17 protein-coding genes are annotated in these 18,144 nt (G+C 71.2%); 3 read left to right on the top strand and 14 right to left on the bottom strand.

Annotated features, from left to right (window positions below; translation table 11 throughout):
- Positions 1-101: 101 nt before the first annotated feature.
- Genes FSW04_RS01570 through FSW04_RS01520 form a run of 12 tightly spaced genes read right to left on the bottom strand, consistent with a single transcriptional unit; the run spans position 102 to position 13,244 of the window.
- Entirely contained in the window at positions 102-1,388 is a 1,287-nt protein-coding gene (locus tag FSW04_RS01570) for a TetR/AcrR family transcriptional regulator (RefSeq protein WP_187369153.1), read from the bottom strand.
- On the bottom strand, positions 1,385-2,461 hold the full coding sequence (locus FSW04_RS01565; RefSeq protein WP_187369152.1) for a class I adenylate-forming enzyme family protein: 1,077 nt from the start codon (positions 2,459-2,461) through the stop codon (positions 1,385-1,387). The genes FSW04_RS01570 and FSW04_RS01565 overlap by 4 nt, the downstream gene beginning before the upstream one ends.
- The gene (locus FSW04_RS01560) at positions 2,452-2,934 is read right to left on the bottom strand and encodes an AMP-binding protein (RefSeq protein WP_146915545.1); all 483 of its coding nucleotides are present in this window, start codon (positions 2,932-2,934) and stop codon (positions 2,452-2,454) included. The genes FSW04_RS01565 and FSW04_RS01560 overlap by 10 nt, the downstream gene beginning before the upstream one ends.
- Entirely contained in the window at positions 2,931-3,875 is a 945-nt protein-coding gene (locus tag FSW04_RS01555; RefSeq protein ID WP_228430783.1) for a hydroxymethylglutaryl-CoA lyase, read from the bottom strand. The genes FSW04_RS01560 and FSW04_RS01555 overlap by 4 nt, the downstream gene beginning before the upstream one ends.
- A gap of 4 nt (positions 3,876-3,879) precedes the next feature.
- Positions 3,880-4,659 carry an enoyl-CoA hydratase/isomerase family protein gene (locus FSW04_RS01550; protein ID WP_146915543.1) on the bottom strand — a complete coding sequence of 260 codons (780 nt, stop codon included), beginning with the start codon at positions 4,657-4,659 and terminating at the stop codon, positions 3,880-3,882.
- Between the two features lie 32 nt (positions 4,660-4,691).
- A complete protein-coding gene (locus FSW04_RS01545; RefSeq protein ID WP_146915541.1) occupies positions 4,692-6,278 on the bottom strand; it encodes an acyl-CoA carboxylase subunit beta in 1,587 nt (528 codons plus the stop codon).
- Positions 6,275-8,275, bottom strand: a complete 2,001-nt coding sequence (locus FSW04_RS01540; protein WP_146915538.1) for an ATP-binding protein — start codon at positions 8,273-8,275, stop codon at positions 6,275-6,277. The genes FSW04_RS01545 and FSW04_RS01540 overlap by 4 nt, the downstream gene beginning before the upstream one ends.
- Positions 8,275-9,072: an enoyl-CoA hydratase/isomerase family protein gene (locus tag FSW04_RS01535; RefSeq protein WP_146915536.1), complete on the bottom strand. Its 798-nt coding sequence runs from the start codon at positions 9,070-9,072 to the stop codon at positions 8,275-8,277. The genes FSW04_RS01540 and FSW04_RS01535 overlap by 1 nt, the downstream gene beginning before the upstream one ends.
- Positions 9,069-10,145 (bottom strand): phosphotransferase family protein, encoded by a 1,077-nt coding sequence (locus tag FSW04_RS01530; RefSeq protein WP_187369151.1) that lies wholly within the window; start codon positions 10,143-10,145, stop codon positions 9,069-9,071. The genes FSW04_RS01535 and FSW04_RS01530 overlap by 4 nt, the downstream gene beginning before the upstream one ends.
- A complete protein-coding gene (locus FSW04_RS25515) occupies positions 10,142-11,155 on the bottom strand; it encodes a DUF7065 domain-containing protein (RefSeq protein ID WP_187369150.1) in 1,014 nt (337 codons plus the stop codon). The genes FSW04_RS01530 and FSW04_RS25515 overlap by 4 nt, the downstream gene beginning before the upstream one ends.
- Positions 11,152-11,634, bottom strand: coding sequence for a hypothetical protein (locus FSW04_RS01525; RefSeq protein WP_146915534.1), 483 nt, complete (start codon positions 11,632-11,634; stop codon positions 11,152-11,154). Before FSW04_RS01525 ends, FSW04_RS25515 begins: the two co-directional genes overlap by 4 nt.
- Positions 11,628-13,244: an AMP-binding protein gene (locus FSW04_RS01520; protein ID WP_146915532.1), complete on the bottom strand. Its 1,617-nt coding sequence runs from the start codon at positions 13,242-13,244 to the stop codon at positions 11,628-11,630. Before FSW04_RS01520 ends, FSW04_RS01525 begins: the two co-directional genes overlap by 7 nt.
- Before the next feature lie 661 nt (positions 13,245-13,905).
- Between FSW04_RS01520 and FSW04_RS01515 the strand changes: the two genes are divergently transcribed.
- From FSW04_RS01515 to FSW04_RS01505, 3 genes are all read left to right on the top strand, one after another.
- The gene (locus FSW04_RS01515; RefSeq protein ID WP_187369149.1) at positions 13,906-15,081 is read left to right on the top strand and encodes an AI-2E family transporter; all 1,176 of its coding nucleotides are present in this window, start codon (positions 13,906-13,908) and stop codon (positions 15,079-15,081) included.
- Positions 15,082-15,362: 281 nt separating this feature from the next.
- Positions 15,363-16,040: a DUF1345 domain-containing protein gene (locus FSW04_RS01510; protein WP_228430781.1), complete on the top strand. Its 678-nt coding sequence runs from the start codon at positions 15,363-15,365 to the stop codon at positions 16,038-16,040.
- 330 nt (positions 16,041-16,370) lie between these two features.
- Positions 16,371-16,910, top strand: a complete 540-nt coding sequence (locus tag FSW04_RS01505) for a hypothetical protein (protein ID WP_146915528.1) — start codon at positions 16,371-16,373, stop codon at positions 16,908-16,910.
- 143 nt (positions 16,911-17,053) lie between these two features.
- Here the strand turns inward: FSW04_RS01505 and FSW04_RS01500 are convergent, their stop codons facing one another.
- A complete protein-coding gene (locus FSW04_RS01500) occupies positions 17,054-17,890 on the bottom strand; it encodes a metallophosphoesterase family protein (protein WP_146915526.1) in 837 nt (278 codons plus the stop codon).
- A 106-nt stretch (positions 17,891-17,996) separates the two neighbouring features.
- Complete coding sequence (locus tag FSW04_RS27715) at positions 17,997-18,131, bottom strand: hypothetical protein (RefSeq protein ID WP_267128281.1); 135 nt, start codon at positions 18,129-18,131, stop codon at positions 17,997-17,999.
- Between the last annotated feature and the right edge of the window lie 13 nt (positions 18,132-18,144).

Here is an 18,144-nt window from a genome sequence, read left to right as displayed (position 1 = left end):
ATCCACGCCGTCGCGCCAGCGGCGGCGGCCTCGTCGTCGATCCTCGTCACCGGTCGAGCCCCGTCCCCAGACAGGCTCCGCTCCAGCCCAACGTGGTCATGTCACGCCCCGGCACCACCTTGGTGTGGGAGGCCCCGCCGTCCGCCCCCCGGTGCACGCTGGATCTCCAGCAGGAGCTCGACGAGGTTCGGGAACACGTCCGGTACCCGCCGCAGACCGGGCGACCGCGCGAAGTCGTCGATCACGGCCAGCGTCGCTCGGACCGCCGCTCGCGCCGTGACGGGCTTGAACGCCGGGTCGGCCTGCAGCAGCACGTGCGTCCACTCGGCGCGGAAGCTCTCCTGGCTCTGCATCACGTAGGCCTTCTGCGGTCCGCTGAGCTGATGGGTGTCGGTGATGAGGACGTCGATGAGTGCGCTGTTGGTGGTCGCGAAGGTCAGGTAGGACTCGCTGAGCCGCCGTACCGCGTCGGCGGCGTCCCTGGCGTGGCTCAGGGCCCGGTGCATGTCGAGGAGCACGCCCTCGGCCGCCCGGCTCAGCGACGCGAAGAGCAGGTCCTGCTTGGACCCGAAGTAGTGGTAGATGGTTGGTCCCGCTATGCCCGCTCGGGCCGCGATGTCCTCCAGACTCGTCCCGGCATACCCCGACGCGGCGAGCAGTGGGGCGGCCACGCCGAGCAGCCGCTCCCGCGTCGAGTGTGGCGTGTAGACGCGGAGGTCGACCCACGGCGCCTTCAGACGGGCCACCGACGTGCCGTGACGCGGCACGAGCCCGAGGACGCGGGACAGGACGTCGGCGATCAGGGACGTGTGGTCAGCGGGGCTCGGGCGCATGCCGCGGTTCGCGACGCTGCGCAGGATGGAGAGCGCGCACCATACGAGCAGCTGCGCGTCGGCGGCGCGCAGACGAGGGCGCTCGGCACGCAGCAGCACGGTCATCCTGGAGGTGAGCTCGTGCAGCTCGAGGGTCAGCGGCGCCAGCTCCTCGCGGCTGAGCACGCGTGACTCACGCTGCCACAGCACACCGATGCGCGGACGGTGCGCCGCCGCCGTCGCGAGGGCGGCGAGCAGCGCGTCGAGCGACGTGGCGTCGGCGGCGGCCGCCCGGAACGGCGTCAGCTCGGCCTGCAGGACCGCGGACAGCAGCTCGGACTTGCCCGCGAAATGGCGGTACAGGCTCGACGCCCGGACGTTCACCGCATTCGCGACCTCGGACATCGCCACGTTCGCGTATCCGCGCTCGTAGAACAGCTCCGCGGCGGCGTCGATGATCAGCGCCTTGCGGTTGCGGGGCCGGGTGCCTCGGCGCGGCGGGACGCGCGGCCCCGGAGCAGCGTCCGGAGCCCGGCCCACCCCCGGCTCGTCGGCGGGGTCGCCGATGACCGTCAAGCCGGGTCGACCAGTCGGACGCGGTGCGCTTCCCGGTCCCACGCGTCGGCCGGATCCACGTCGCGCGTCAGCGTCACGCGGTCGAGCTTGCCGTTGGGCAGCCGCGGGAACGGCGTCGCGTCGACACGGACGTAGCGCGGCAGCTTCCACGCCGAGAGCTCGTCGCCGATCCAGGCGATGAGCGCCGCGATGTCCGGCGCCCGGCCGTCCCGGCCGCGGACGATCGCGAAGACCTCCTCGGTGCGTATCGGGTCCGGGACGCTGCAGACCACTGCCTCCTCGACATCCGGATGGCGCATGAGGGCGAACTCGACCTCCTCGCCGGCGATGTTCTCGCCCATGCGCTTGATCATGTGCTTGATGCGACCTCGGTAGGTGAGCCAGCCCCGGTCGTCCAGCGTGCCGATGTCTCCGGTGCGCAGCCAGCCGTCACGCAGCGCGGCACCGGTGTTCTCCGGGTCGCGGTGGTAGCCGAGCATGAGGTGCGGGTGCCGGAGGCAGATCTCGCCGCGCTCGCCGCGCGGGACCTCGTCGCCGGCCGGGTCGACGACGCGGATCTCGAGCTCGGGCGGGAGCGCGGGTCCGACGACCCCGGGCGCGACGTTGCGGCTGCCAGGAGGCGTCAGCGCGCCCATCCCGAGCGATTCCGTCTGCGAGAACGTCGTGAGGATCTCCACCCCGAAGCGCTCGGTGAACGCCGGGTTGACGACGTGGGAGATGCTGAGCCGCAGCTCGTTGTCCCGGTCAGTCGGGTCCTCGGGCAAGGACAGCAACATGGACATCTGCGCCGGGAAGAGCAGCGTCAGCGTCGCGTCGTGCGCGTGGACCTGCGGCCAGAACGCCCTGACGTCGAAGCGCGGGACGAGCACGAGCGAGGCGCCCGCGGCGATGGTCGGCGCCAGCATCAGGTGCGTGCCGCCCGCGTGGAACAGCGGCAGCGTGCAGATCCACACGTCGTCGGCGGTGATCCCCATGCGGTCGACATAGGCCTGCCCGGCCGTCTGGTAGCCCGCGTTGGGCTGCAGGACACCCTTCGGGCGGCCGGTGCTCCCCGACGTGTACATCAATGCCATCGGGTCCATCCGGGCGATAACCGGCGGCGGCGGTGGCGTCGCGTCGGCCGTCTCCAGGGCCCGACGTCGTGGGCACAGGTGGGGCCGCCGTCCTCGACGAAGGCCCGCGCCGCCCATCCGGGTTCGGCGAGCCGGTTCCACTGCTCGGCGCCGGCGATCAGCGCGTCGACCCCGGCGTGCTCGAGGACGTAGAGCGCCTCGGACCGGGTGCTCGACGGGATGATCGGGACCCAGATCGCACCGAGCTTCTGCAGCGCCCACTGACGCCGCAGCAGCTCGAACGAGTTCGCGAGGTAGAGCCCGACCTTGCTGCCCGCGCCGATGCCCGCGGCACGCATGCCGTTGGCCAGCCGGTTGATCGACGCGTCGAACCCGGAGTAGGTCCAGGTGTCGGCGTCGTGGTGCACGAACGGTGCGTCCGGGGTCAGCGCCACGCGCTGCTCCCAGAACTCGCGGAAGGTCAGCTCGGTCATGAGGTCCTCCGGGCACCACCGCCCGACCAGTCGACCGGCCCGGCGACGAGGACGTGGCTCGTCAGCGGCCGCCCGAGGAGGGTCTGCACGGCACGGGCCGCGTGCAGCAGGGCGTCGAGGTCGACCCCGGTCGCGACGCCCATCTCCTCGAGCATGCTGACCAGGTCCTCGCTGGCGATGTTGCCCGTCGCCCCGGGCGGGATCGGGCAGCCGCCGAGCTCGCCAAAGCTCGACTCGAAGCTCGTGACCCCGGCGTCCAGCGCGGCCACGGCGTTGGCCAGGCCCTGTCCGCGCGTGTTGTGGAAGTGCGCGGTGAGCTCGATGCCGGGCAGGGTCCGCAGCGCCTCGGCGAAGAACGACCGCACCTGGACCGGGTTGGCCATGCCGGTCGTGTCGCCGAAGCCCAGCTCGTCGCAGCCGGCCTCCGCGAGGCGGGAGGCCAGGTCGAGCACGCGGGCGGGGTCCACGACCCCCTCGAACGGACAGCCGAATGCCGTGGCGACGGTGGCCGAGCACCGCAGGCCCGCGCCCTTGATCACGGGCGCCATCCGCTCCAGTGCGGCCAGCGACGCGGCCACCGGACGATTCACGTTCTTGCGGTTGTGGGTCTCCGACGCCGAGACGAAGATCACCACGTCGTGGAACGTGTCGCGGTGCTCGAGCGCGATCTGCAGCCCGCGCTCGTTGGGGACCAGCACCCGGAGCTCGACGTCGCCCGGCACGTCGACCCCGTGCAGGACCTCGATGGCATCGTCGAGCTGAGGGATGACGTCTGACCGCACGAAGCTCGCCACCTCGAGCCGCCGGAATCCCGCGCGCGCGAGATCCTCGATGAGCCGGATCTTGTCGTCGGTGGGGATGCGCTCCGGCTCGTTCTGGAACCCATCCCGGGGTCCGACCTCGCGGATCTGGACGCGGGCGGGCAGCTCGGCGCCGGTCACCGGGTCACCGTCCCACCCACTCGGGGTCGCGCTTCTCGAAGAAGGCGGTGACGCCCTCCCGGAGGTCGTCCGTGGCGAAGGCGATCGTGAGCTGGGAGCGCAGGAAGGCCCACTGGTCCTCCAGCGCCATGTCCTTGGCTCGCCACATCGCATCCTTGCCCAGCTTCATGATCACCGGGGACTTGGCCGCGAGCTTGAGCGCCCAGTCGTCGACGGCCGCGTCGAACGCCGCGAGCGGGACGACCTTGTTGACGATGCCCCACCGGGCCGCTTCCTCGGCGGTCAGCCGCTCGCCGAGGAGGAGCATCTCGGAGACCTTCTTGCGCCCGACGTTGCGGTAGATGGTGGCGAGGATCATGAAGGGGAACGCGCCGATGTTGATCTCCGGCGTGCCGAACGTCGCCGTGTCGGAGGCGATGACCAGGTCGCACGCGATCGCCAGGCCGAGCGCTCCGGCCAGGCAGTGGCCGCGGGCGGCGCAGATGACCGGCTTGCCGAGCTCGCCGATCAGCGTGAACAGCTCCGGGAAGCGCTCCGTCCCGACGTGCTTGACGAAGAGCGGGTCCTCGGAGTTGAAGGCGCTGAGGTTGCCGCCCGAGCTGAAGGTCGTCTCGTGGGTGGAGGCGAGCACGACGCAGCGCACGCGCTGGTTGCCGCGAGCGTCGGTCAGCGCCTCGATCAGCTCGGACAGCAGCGCGTCCGAGAGCGCGTTGCGGTTGTCGGGCTGATCGAGCGCGACGGTCGCCACCCCGGTGTCGGCCACGTCGTAGCGGATGTGCTGCATGGGGAACCTGCCTTCTCGTGAACGGGTTTGCGCTACATCCGGAAGACCGGCTTGAGACGGTCCTCCAGCGGGGCGTTCGCGCAGGCCGACAGCGCCAGCCCGAGGACGTCGCGCGTACTTCGCGGGTCGATCACGCCGTCGTCCCAGAGCCGCGCGCTGGCGTAGTAGGGATGCGTCTGCGCCTCGAACTGCGCGCGGATCTCGTCCTTGCCCGCCTCGACCTTCTCCGGGTCGGTCTCGCGGCTGACCGTCGCCATGACGTCCGCGGCCTGGTCGCCGCCCATGAGGCCGACGCGGGCGTTGGGCCACATCCACACGAACCGGGGGAAATAGGGACGACCGGACATGCCGTAGGTCCCGGCGCCATAGGACGCGCCGACGATGACGGTGAGCCGCGGGACGCGCGCGACCGACACGGCGGCGATGAGCTTGGCGCCGTCCTTGGCGATGCCGCCCTCCTCGGCCTCCAGGCCCACCATGAACCCGGTGATGTTCTGCAGGAAGATCAGCGGGATCCCACGCTGGTCGCACAGCTCGATGAAGTGCGCGCCCTTCTTGGCGCTCGAGGAGAAGATGACGCCCTGGTTGGCGATGATCCCGACCTGGTGGCCGTGCAGGTGCGCGAAGCCGGTGACCAGCGTCGGGCCGTAGCGGGCCTTGAACTCGTGGAAGCGGCTGCCGTCGACGATCCGGGCGATGATCTCGCGGGGGTCATAGGGCGTGCGGATGCTCACCGGCACGGCGCCGGTCAGGCTCTCCATGTCGACCGCGGGCGGCTCGGGGGCGACCGTCTCCCACGGCGTCTGCCCCCGGGTGGGCAGCGTGGCGACGATCGAGCGCACGATGGCCAGCGCGTCCTCGTCGTCGACGGCCAGGTGGTCGGCGACGCCCGAGACCTTGGTGTGCATCTCGCCGCCGCCGAGGGACTCGGCGTCGACGTCCTCGCCGGTGGCGGCCTTCACCAGCGGCGGGCCGCCGAGGAAGATCAGACCCTGCCGGCGGACGATCACGGTCTCGTCCGACATCGACGGCAGGTAGGCCCCGCCCGCGGTGCACGAGCCCATCACGGCCGAGATCTGGGCCAAGCCCAGGGCCGACATCCGTGCCTGGTTGTAGAAGCTCTGGCCGAAGCCCCGGACGTCGGGGAAGAGGTCGGGCCACAGCGGGATGTACCCGCCGCCGGAGTCCACCAGGTAGATGCACGGCAGTCGGTTCTGCAGCGCGATCTCCTGCGCCCGCGTGTGCTTGCGCGCGGTCATCGGGTAGTAGGACCCGCCCTTGACGGTGGCGTCGTTGCACACGATCACCACCTCGCGCCCCTCGACCCGTCCGATGCCGGTGATGATCCCGGCGCCCGGCGCCTGGTCCTCGTACATGCCGTGGGCGGCGAGCGTCGAGAACTCCAGGAACGGTGAGCCGCGGTCGATCAGGTGCGCGACGCGGTCGCGGGGCAGGAGCTTGCCGCGGCCGAGATGGCGCTCCCGCGACCGCGGACCGCCACCGGTATGAACCCGTGCGAACTGGGCCTGCAGATCGGCGGCGAGCTCCGCGTGGCCGCGCTGGTTGGCGGCGAATGTCTCCGACGTGGGGTCGACGCGTGATCGCAGGACGACGCTCACGAGACCTCCCCGACCACGAGCCCGACCACGAGCTCGGCCACCAGCTCGCCCTGGCGGACGCTCTGCCCACCGATGACCCGCATCGCGGCGACGACCGCGTCGGCGGGCGCCGTGAGGCTGAGCTCCATCTTCATCGACTCCAGGACGATCAGCACGTCGCCCTCGGCCACCTGATCGCCCTCGGCGACGTGGACCGAGAGCACGGTGCCGGGCATCGGCGCCTCAAGCGCGCCGGCAGGTGTGGCGTCCGCGCCGGCGACCGTGGGCTCCACGACGGCGAACATGAACGCCTCGCCGCCGTCGGCGATCCACCGCGTCGTGCCGCGCGCGGCGTGGCCGATGACCGATCGCCGGCCGTCGACGGTCACGGCGAAGCGGTGCTCGTCGACGCGCTGGACCGACGCGGCGACGGTCTGCCCGTCGGCGTCGACCTGCGCGGCGCCGGGCGTGCCGTGGACCGCGATGCGCACCGGCTCCTTGGCCCGGCTGCCCAGGAGCCGCAGCTCGGTGGGCGTGGGCCCCTCGACGCGCCAACCGACGAGCGCCTGCCACGGGTCGGCGCCGACGGCGGACTCGTGCAGCAGCAGGACCTCGATCAGCGCCGCGGCGATCCCCGCCCCCCGGCGGCCGCCGGCCGTGGGTTCGCCCGCGAGCGTGCCGCGCTCGATGATCCCGGTGTCGAGCTCGCCCGCGCGGACCTCGGGCAGCGCAAGGAGGCGCCCGAGGAAGCCGTTGTTGGTCTCCACGCCGAGGATCTGGCTCTCGCCCAGCGCCCGGCTCATCCGCGCGAGTGCCCGGTCGCGGTCGGCAGCGTGGGTGATGACCTTGGCCAGCAGCGAGTCGTACAACGTGGTGACCTCGGTGCCCCGCGCGATGCCGCTGTCCACGCGCACGCCGGTGCCCGATGGCTCGCGGTAGTGCAGGACGGTGCCGGTTGCGGGCAGGAACCCGGACGCCGCGTCCTCGGCGCAGATGCGAGCCTCGATCGCGTGCCCGTGCAGCCGCACCCCGGCCTGGTCGAAGGCCAGCGGTTCCCCGGAGGCGATCCGCAGCTGCTGCTCGACGAGGTCGAGGCCGGTGACGAGCTCGGTGACCGGGTGCTCGACCTGCAGGCGGGCGTTGACCTCCAGGAAGTAGAAGGCGTCGTGCTCGTCGGCGGGCATGATGAACTCCGCCGTCCCCGCTCCGACGTAGCCGGCCTGTCGGAACAGTGCGACGGCCGCGGCGCCCAGGCGCCCGCGCACCGCGGGGGTGATGAACGGCGACGGGCTCTCCTCGACGACCTTCTGGTGGCGGCGCTGCAACGAGCACTCGCGCTCGCCGAGGTGGATGACGCCGCCGTGGGCGTCGGCGAGCACCTGCACCTCGATGTGGCGTGAGCGTGGCACGTACTGCTCGACGAACAGGGTGTCGTCGCCGAAGCCGGCGGCAGCCTCGCGACGGGCGGCCGCCAGGGCGTCGGGCAGGTCCTCGGCGCGTTGCACCACGCGCATGCCGCGGCCGCCGCCGCCCGCGGCGGCTTTGACCATGAGCGGCAGGGCGCCGGCGGTTCGTGCAAACTCGACGATCTCCGTGTCGGTCAGGCCGGGGCGCTGCAGGCCGGGAAGGACCGGGACGCCCGCCTCCCGCGCCGCCTGCTTGGCTCGGACCTTGTCGCCGAGGCGCTCCATGGCCTCGGCCGGCGGCCCGATGAACGTGATCCGGCGATCCGCGCACGCCCGCGCGAACGCCGCGTTCTCCGACAGGAAGCCGTAGCCGGGGTGGACGGACTCGGCCCCCGTCCCGGTCGCCGCCTCGAGCACCCGCTCGATCGAGAGGTAGGACTCGGTCGCGGCGGGACCGCCGAGGCGCACCGCCTGGTCGGCCAGCCGGACGTGGGGAGCGCCGGCGTCGGCGTCGGAGAACACCGCGATCGTGCGGACACCGAGGCGGCGGGCCGTGGTGATGACGCGGACCGCGATCTCGCCCCGATTCGCGATGAGGACCGACTCGAGCATCACGCGGGCGCGGTGCCTCCGAAGACCGGCTCGCGCCGCTCGGCCCAGGACCGGCAGCTCTCGCGGAAGTCATCGGTGTCGGCGCAGATGCCCTGTGCCGCGGACTCCCACTCCAGCGCGTCGGCCAGGCTGCGGTCGAGGTTCGCGTAGGTGACCTTCTTGATCCACTTGAGCGAGACGCGAGGGCCGGCGACCAGGCGGGCCCCGATCTCCACGGCGCGGTCGACGAGCTCGCCGTCGGGCACGACCCAGTTCACCATGCCCAGGTCGAGCGCCTCGCGTGCCGTCAGCCGCTCGTACAGCATCTGCAGCTCGAGGGCCTTGCCGAGGCCCACGAGGCGCGGCAGCAGGTAGGTCAGGCCGACGTCGGGGATGACGCCGCGCTTGACCTGGCCGACCCCGAAGGTGGCGCTCTCGGAGGCGATCCGCAGGTCGGACATCATCGCGACCGCCGTGCCCCCGCCGGCCGCAATGCCGTTGACCGCCGTGATCACCGGCTGGTCGAGCGAGAGGATGAGCCGCACGATCTCCTGGTAGCGCCGCTGGGTGTCGCCCGCCTCGTCGGCCGTTGGGCCGAAGATGGTGGCGAACTCGTTCACGTCGGCCCCGGCGCAGAACGCGCGCCCCGCTCCGGTGAGGATCACGACCCGCGTCGGCGCGTCGTGCAGGCTGCGCAGGTAGCCGATGAGCTCCTCGCGCATCGCGATGCTGATCGCGTTGAGGGCCTCGGGGCGGTTGAGCGTGACCAGGTCGATCCCCGGCGAGGGCTGTGTGACCTCGATGGTGGTGTACGTCATCGTGTTCTCCCGTCGTGTTGCACGTGGCTGCGTCCGGAACCGGCAGCCGCGAGGTCCGACCAGCCGAGGATCTCGGTCAGCGACTGGCGCAGGCCGGCCACGGCGAAGCGCCCCCAGGCCAGCCGCACGTCTGCGCTGCGTCCGTCGTGATGGGCCCGTACGCCCGTGAGCAGGATCACCGTGAGGACGATCGCGCTCAGGGCGGTGTAGGCCCGGACGAGCTCACGGTCGACGGTGCGCCCGCTGAGCTCCTCGTAGCGCGAGTACAGCCACTCGCGGTCGCACATCGCGCACACCAGCGGCGAGGCCGGCCGGAACATCCGCCCGGCGAGGTACTCGAGCGCGCAGTAGCCGAGGTCGAAGTGCGGGTCGCCGACGAAGGCCAGCTCCCAGTCGAGGATGGCCGTGATCCGGCCGTCGTCCAGGAGCATGTTCCCGATGCGGAAGTCGCCGTGGACCAGGGTCGGCTCCTCCCTCGCTCGCGGGGCCGACTCCTCGATGCAGGCCAGCCCCTCCTCGATGACGGGGTCGGGCGCGATCCGCACGTCCTCGTAGATCGCCCGCCACTTCGCGGCGAGGTCGGCCAGCGTGAGGGCCGGGCCGAGTGCCGTCACGGCGGATCGCGGTACGGCGTGCACGCCCACCAGGCTGCGCACGAACTGCTCGGCGAGGTTCCCGCCCGCCTTCCAGTCGGCCTCGAGCGCGACGCGGTCCCGAGCCCGCCAGGTGTTCGGGGCGGTGCCGGCCACCCAGTCGCAGGCGAAGGACGGGCCGACGAACACGTCGGCGTCCTCGTCGAGCCACAGCGGGCGCGGCACCGCCAGCCCGGTGTCGTGCGCTGCCCGCATGACCTCGTACTCGGTGCGGATGTCGGTGGCCAGGAGCCCCGAGGGCGGCTTGACGCGCACGACGATGCGGCGCGACGCCTCGCCGCCCCGCGCGGCGAGGTCGGCCACGTAGGTCCGGCGCGACCAGCCCCCGGTGAGCTCGGTGATCTTCGTGAGCGTGAGCCCCGCCGGGTCGCCGAGCTTCTCGGCGAGGTAGCCGGCCGCGGCCTCGGGATCGACCGTCACGTGTGGGGGCGCTCCACGCGGGCGCAGAACTCGACGGTGCCCCAGCCCTTGGCGCCCGTGGCCGGGTCGGTGAGCCGTGTGAGGCAGCGGTCGTTCCACGAGATGAGGTCGCGGTCGTCGCCGCGCTTCGTGAACAGCACCGGGACGATCCGGACCACCTCGCCGTGCAGCGTGCGCTCGTGGCCGGCGCTGGAGAGCTGCATCTCGAACGAGGTCGGGCGCGGCAGCTCGTCGCGCTCCGTCGTGGTGAGCTGCTCGTCGTAGCCCTCGAGCCGCTCGGGGCCGGTGGTCGCGTACAGCGCTCCGTCGCCGAACCACTCGCCATCGACGAGCGACCGCCAGAACGTCGTGTGCGGCCCGTCGTCCATGACGATGTCCGCCCACCGCCACTCGTCGGGGTAGAACCAATTGCGCACGCCCCAGGAGTGGTCGTTGCCGGCGACGCCATCGACCTGGACCGTCGCGCCGTCGATGGTGACCTCGCCGGTCATGCGGCCGACCATGTCGATGTGCCCGTCGAACAGCTCCCGCCAGCGGTCGTCGGCGGCTGCGTCTTCGTAGAGAAAGGCCCCGCGCTCGCAGGTGAACTCGAGGTCCCAGGACACGGCATGCTGCGCCAGGCCCGGCGCGCCGGCGCGCCGCACGGCCTCCTCCGCGCACTGGACCTCGCTGCCGCCGTCGTTGAGCATCCCGTCGAACGTGACCCGCCAGCGCTCGTGCGGCTGCAGGCACTCATACGTGAGGCCGGCGACGTCGTGGGCGTTGTCGTGGGCGTCGAACACGTCGGTCCCGATCGCGACGAGCGTCGGCCGGTCGGGACCCCAGAGGCAGGCGATGAAGCCGGACTGCCCCTTTGCGGCCCGCTTGCCGATCGAGGAGAACCCGCCGAGTCCCGTCGCCTCGTCGTAGAACGAGAAGTAGTAGCTCTCACGCCAGCGCGGGTCAGCGCCCGGTGGGTGGACGAGGTCCTCGGCGGGGGGTACGACGTGACGGGGGGTCGGGGAACTCATGCGTCTCCTCCTGCTGGGGTGGTTCGGTTCGGTGTGCGCTCGACGGATCCGAAGACGTCCGCCTCGCGCTGCACGACGCCGGCGAGCGCGCGCCGGACGATCCGGCGGGGCTCGGCCGCCGCCTCCGGGTCGTCCATCGACCGCAGCGCGGCGAGTGCCCGCGAGGTGCCCTCGGCGAGGTCGCGGGCGCCGCGCCCGGCGGCGATGCACGCGGCGATCGCCTCGAGCTCGGCGGCCACGGCGGGCGCCGCCCCCGAGGCCGACGCACCGGCGGTCCGCAGCGCGTCGGCGACGGTGCGGCGGCCGGCCTCGTCGAGCTCCTGCTGGTGTTCGAGCTCGGCGGAGAGGAAGTTCGCGATGCTCCCGGCCGACTGGACCTGCGCCCGGGAGACCTCGTCGTGGGCGCCGCCCGCGGCGACGCCGCGCAGCACGGCGCCCAGGGCCCGGACCAGCTCGGCCGGCTCCAGCGGCGTCAGCACGGCGCCGACACCTCCGTGTCACTGGCCGGCGTGGCCAGCCGATCGCGCAGGACCTGCTTCTGGACCTTGCCCGACGCCGTGCGCGGCATGGCCTCCACCAGGTGGATGACGGTGGGCTTCTTGAAGCTCGCCAGGCGCCCAGCACAAAGCGCTGTGATGTCCTCGTCGCGGATGTCGGCACCGGGCTCGGGACGGATGACGGCACACACGCGCTCCCCCCACTTGGGGTCGGGCACCCCGATGACCGCGACCTCCGCGATGGCCGGGTGGGTGCCGAGGACGTCCTCGATCTCCTTGGGGTAGATGTTCATCCCTCCGCTGATGATCATGTCCTTCTTGCGGCCGACGATGTAGAGGAAGCCGTCCTCGTCGGTGCGGCCCAGGTCGCCCGTGTGCAGCCAGCCGTCGACGATGGCCTCGGCGGTCCGCTCGGGGTCGTTCCAGTAGCCCGGGGTGACCGTCGGCCCCTTGACGCACACCTCGCCGACGACGTCCGGCCCGACGAACGTCCCGTCGTCGCTCGCGATCCGTACCTCGTTGTGCACCCCCGCCTTCCCGCAGGAGCCCATCTTGCGGCGCGCATCGGCCCCCGACAGGAAGGTCACGCTGGCCCCGCCCTCGGTCAGGCCGTACACCTGGATGAAGTCGGTGCCGGGAAAGGCGGTCGTGATCCGGTCGATGGTGGCCACCGGCACCGGCTCTCCGCCCGACATGATGGTCGTCAGCGACGTCATGTCGTAATCCAGGAGATCGGGCAGGCGCAGGAGCTCGAAGAGCATCACCGGGAACAGCAACACCTTGGTGATCGCGTTCTCCGACAGGTAGCGCATCACCGCGCGAGCGTCGAAGTTGCCCGACCGGCGGATGTGCACCGTGCCGCCCTGGTGGAGGAGAGGCCACGTGAAGTCGTGCCGGCCGCCGACGTAGTAGAGGTCGTTCAGGACGTAGTTCGAGTCGCGGGACGAGATGTCGTAGTCCATGCACTGCTGGATGGAGTTCCACATCACGCTGCCGTGGGTCCATACGACGCCCTTCGGCGTGTCCGTGGTCCCCGACGTGTACGTGATCTCGTGGGGGTCCTCCATCCGGGGCTCGACCGATATCGGTGGCGCGTCGCCGGCACACAGGTCGTCGTACTCGATGTCCACGTGCTCGGAGGGCGCCTCAGGGAGGCCGACGGCGGCGCTCAGCGCGGCCAGCTGCGGACGAAGCCCGGCGACGACCGACGAGCTCGCGGCATCGACCACGACGACGCGGCTCCGGGACCGTCCGAGCAATGTTGCGATCTCGGCCTCCGCCAGCCGGTAGTTCAGGGGGACCATGATCCCGCCGGCGTGGGCGATCGCGAGCTCGAGCTCGAGGTACTCGAGGCAGTTGCGAGCGAGGACGGCGACGCGGTCGCCCGGCGTCACGCCCAGCGCAGCCAGGCCGCGCCCGGCGCGGACCATGCGGTCGCGGAGTTCCGCGTACGTCCGCGACTCCCCGTCGCACACGACCGCGCGCTTGTCGGCGTCGAGTCCGGCCCGCTCGACCAGGCGGCACAGGTTGAGCGCAGACCAGCGGGGAGCCGGCCCCCGCCCCTCATGGCCTGAGTCCACGTCTGCGCTCATGCCGGCCTTCCGGCCTCGTGGGCGATCGGCCGCGCTGCACGTGCCTCGGCGCAAGAGGTCGCGTCCATGGGTACCGCGCCGACGCCGATCCCAGCAAACGTGGACACCTACGGCTCGCCTCCACTCGTCACTGCACTGTCCTGCGTGCTCAGCCCGGCTGCCGGAGCCGACGCCATACCCGGCGGATCACGCCGCACCAGCGCGATCAAGCATGTGAACCGGCAATCGGGATGAACGTAACAGGATTGCGGAGGCCGGTCAATCGGCGTCAGCGCGAGGCCCTTGCATTGCGGCCATGGGGACGATCTCGAAGGCTCGGAGGTCATCTCGATGTGAACGGCAGATCGGCGGCCGTGCACGTGTACGTGATGCGGCGGGGGCGCTGGCGACGCGGTGCCGTGATCAAGGACCTTGCCACTCCCGGCCAGGGAGGTCGATCGTGGGTCTGGTGGGACGGTTCCTTGGTCGATACCTACTGCGCCGTGTGCCTCGCGGCCAGCAGCGTGGCCGTGGCGGCAACCGTGGCCGGCCGCCTGCTTCGGCGCGTGCGGTAGCCAACGCCAGCCGATCCGGACGCTTCGCGGTCGTTGATCGCAGCCACTTGGCTGGCTGTGGTCCCGAGCGGGTAGGCAGGGCCCAATGCGGCATCTTGGATCCTGGCGTGCCTGACCTGCCCCCCGCGGCGCCTGATGCCACGCCCTCGACGATCGACGGTGCCCCGGAGGAGCCGACTCAGGCGACAATCGAAGACCTTCACGCCGACGCCGCCCAGGAGGCCGGGGCGACGGACGACCGGGAGTATGGCCGTCTCGGTGAGCGCTTCGACCGCAGAGCCCCCTTCTACGTCGGATTCATGGCCGCTCTCGGCGTCGCTTGCGCAGCGGCGCTGGCGTGGACGGTCGTTGCCGCCGGACAAGTTCTGATCCTGATTGGACTGGCGTTCTTCATCGCCCTGGGCCTGGAGCCTGCGGTGCTGTGGTTGTATCGCCGTGGACTCCCTCGGTGGGCGGCCGTGCTGGTGGTGCTGGCGCTGTGCCTTGGAGCCTTCGCAGGGTTCTTGGTACTCGCCGTTCCGGTGGTCGTAACACAGGCCAGCCATCTGGCGGACGAGTTGCCCGCCTACCTGCACACCGCCAAGGATCGAAGCACCGAGGTGGGCAGACTCAACGCCAAGTACCACTTCGTGGCCAGCGTCCAGAGGCTGCTCAACGGCAAGAGCTCGTTCAACACCGCGCTGACCGTCGGCAAAGCGGTGCTCGACTTGGTCGCCTCGGTCGTGGTGGTCGTCGTGGTCACGGTGTATCTCTTGGCCGATCTTCCTCGCGTGCGCCATGGCGTCTACCGCTTGGCGCCACGGAGCCGGCGCGCGCGAATGGTCCTGCTCACCGACGAAGTCTTCGGACGCGTCGGAGGCTACGTGCTCGGCAACGCGACGACCTCGGTGATCGCCGGGGCAGCGACCTGGGTATGGGGCTTGGCCTTCGGCATCCCCTATGCACTGCTGCTTGGACTGCTCGTCGCCATCCTCGACCTCGTGCCGATGATCGGCTCAACGGTCGGCGGCATCATCGTCTCCCTGATCGCCCTGACGATCTCGGTCAAGCTGGCGGTCGCGACCGCCGCGTTCTACACCATGTTCCGCTTGCTCGAGGACTACCTGTTGATGCCGCGCGTCATGGCCCATACCGTCGCGGTTCCCGGCCTCATCACGGTGGTGGCCACCGCTTTGGGGGGCGCCCTCCTGGGCATCGTCGGTGCGCTGGTGGCCATCCCCGTAGCCGCCGCGGTCAAACTCATGCTCGACGAGGTCATGACCCCTCGCTTGGACGACAGCTGACCCGCTGAGCCTGGAGGTCTGAGACGCGTCGACCGATCAACCGTCTCGGCGATGACCATGAGGCCGGCGACGGCGGGACGGCCCGTCCTGGGGCCGGTGTCGCTGATGCTGCCGGGACGCCGGGACGCCTGGGCAGGGCGGTTTCATGGATCACGAGCCCGTCGTGCAGACGGCGACGGCGCGGGAAGCAGGGGTGGGGCACGGTGCCCATCCGGTCGGTTGCGACGGCGCCACCCGTCCCGTGTGCGGCGCGCAGGAGGGGACCGTGGTATCCACACCTCATGAGCAAGGCTCCGATCGGGCAGGCGGAACGCATGACCGATCGCGGTAGGGGCGTCTCGGCCAGCATCCGAATCACTGTCTGCGCGGTCGTCGGCGTCTTGGCCGGTGCCGTGGTCGCGGCACTCGGGATCTGGTGGCTGGTGCCGCTCGCGGTCTGGGACATCGCGGCGGTCGTGTTCCTCGCCTGGATCTGGTGGTCGGTGTGGGCGGTCGACGCCGCTGGGACCGCCAGGCACGCCCGGCGCGATGACCCCCGCCGCGGGGCCTCGGACGGGCTGCTGCTCGCCGCCAGTCTGGCCAGCCTGCTGGCTGTGGGCATCATCCTCGTGCGCGCCAGCCACAGCAGCGGTGCGACCAAGGACCTGCTGATCGGCGCAAGCATCATCAGCATCCTGCTGGCCTGGAGCGTGGTGCACACCGTCTTCTGCCTGCGCTACGCCCGCCTCTATTACCAAGGCGCCCCGGGCGGCATCAGCTTCAATGAGGACGACCCGCCCAGCTATGCCGACTTCGGCTACCTGTCTCTGACCATCGGCATGACCTTCCAGGTGTCGGACACCGACCTGCAGGCAAAGGCGATTCGTCACACCGCCACGCGCCATGCCCTGTTGTCGTACATGTTCGGCACGCTCATCATCGCCACCACCATCAACCTCGTGGCGTCGCTGGGCCAGTAGCCATGCCCCGAGCCGGGGGGGCGGAGCGGCGCACATGGCAGTGCCGGTCCGGTTCGGGGATCGGGTGGAGAGGCCCCTTGTCCGGCGTGGGCGTGGGCGTGGGCGTCGGCGTCGGCGCGGACCGCGATCGCCGTTCACGAGCGCCAGGTCGCGGATTCCTTCGTGGCCTGGCTGCGCACGCGACGCGATGGCCACGCCTCTCCGCTGGACAGGCAACAGGATGCCCACAGCCGTTTCGGCCCCCGGGGGGACCGACATCAGCTCGCACGTTTGTCGAGGTCGGGTCTGCATCCCGTCCCGGAATCCGGGTGAGCGGGTACGGACCGGTCCATGGATGAGTATCCGCCGACCGCGCCCCTGCGTCCCGTCCGTGCTCCGCTGCCGCCGCCTTCGGCCGGCGTTCGCGAGCCCGCGGTCGTCGTTGACCCCATGTGGGTGGGGCGCCTCGTCGACGACGTCCGGTGGCTGAAAGGCTGGCTAGCGGTCATGACCCTGATCGCGGTCGGCGCACTCGGGATGGCGGCGTACGCGCTCATCCACAACTCCGGTGACAAGTCCGGCGGCGCCAGCGAGCAACGTGTCACCAGCCTCAGCCGTCGGCTCAACGAACTCGAACGTCGGTCGGGTACCGCTGCGAGTCGGTCGTCGGTCTCGAGCCTGGACAGCCGTGTGAGCGCGATGGCCAGCCAGCAGCAGCTGCAGTCGCTGCGCACCCAGCTGGAACAACTCACGGCGGCGGTCAGCCGTGCCACGACGGGCACCGGTTCGCCGACCGCCGCCATCGCGCGGCTCGGCACGCGCGTCGATGAGCTGGCCCAGAAGGTCGATGCCCTCAGCGCCCAGGGCACGAGCACCGCTGCCACCCCCTGAGCGCGCCGGTCGCGTCGCTCTCGGGGAGATGAGCTGATCCGCGAAGTCGCCGCGGCCGCCGGTCGAGGAACGCGCTGACGTTCGCGACCGGCCCAGAGCACGGACCCCAGGTTCAGTGCGGCGGGTCCGGCGCCAGGCGGGCGTCATGGGCGGCATGGAATGGTGCCGTGATCCAGGGTCGTGCCGTCTGTTGCGACGAAGGCGTAGTCCGCGCTGTCGTCGTGGAGTGTGAGCCGGAGAGCGCCGTACGCGTGGGCGTCTGCATAGGCCAGGCGGGCGTCTGGTCTGCTGCTCGTGAGGGGTGCGCCGCCGGCGCCGGAGATGAACTCGGTGATGCCGTCGATCGGTTTGAACCGTTGCATGTTGCGGGCGTGGGCGGCGACGACGATGGCAGCGTGGCTGCGCAGGAGGTTCCAGATCGGGGCTATGTCCGTTTGATCGCCGTGTTGGGCGTCGGCGCTGAAGCGTGGGCGATGCCAGAAGGCGAGGCGGCAGGTGCCCGGCCGAGCGAGTTGCGTGCTGAGCCAGCTCAGCTGACTGGATCCGGGGGTGTGGGCAGCTTCGGAGTCCAGGCTGAGAACTTGCCACGTGCCGACGGAAAGGGCGTACCACGGGGCCGGCGGCCCCTCGAGCACGATGTGCCAGTAGGCCTGATAGCCGTCCGCGATGTCGCGGACATCCTGGTCGCCGACCGTCGCCGAGGTGATGGCCGCCAACCGTCCGTATGTCCGCGCGTAGCGAGCGAAGGCCTGTTGGTTGCCTTGGTGGTAGACGTCGCCGAGGAACAACACGTTGCCGGCGCCGCTGCGGGCGATGAGGCGAGCGATCGCGTCGTCGCCGGCTGGTCCGGCGTCGCCGACCGCCCAGATCGTGGTGTCACTCGCGGTCTGCCGCCCTGTTGGGCGTGGAGCCGGCGTCTGCCCGTGGCTGAGCTCTGCGATGATCGCGGCGATCGCGAGCCCCAGGACGAGTCCGAGCACGGGTCCGGCTCGACCTCGCCACCAGGCTGGGCTGTCGAGGCGTTCGCGGAGGCCGTTCAGCATGCCGGGACGGCAGCACGCGCGGCTCGGGGCACGGGAGACGGAGTCAGGTCAGCTGGCCGGACATGAGCAACGCCAGGATGATCAGCACCAGCCAGCTCAGGGCGCTGGCCCCGAACACGGCCGGTCGGACTCGGAACACGACGTCGGGCGGTGCGGAGTGGTGCTGGGGAGCGTTCATGCTGACACCGTGG

This window comes from Baekduia soli (assembly GCF_007970665.1).
Taxonomy (GTDB): domain Bacteria; phylum Actinomycetota; class Thermoleophilia; order Solirubrobacterales; family Solirubrobacteraceae; genus Baekduia; species Baekduia soli.
The sequence above is the reverse complement of the archived record's forward strand: the minus strand, read 5'-3'. Positions and strand labels throughout refer to the sequence as shown.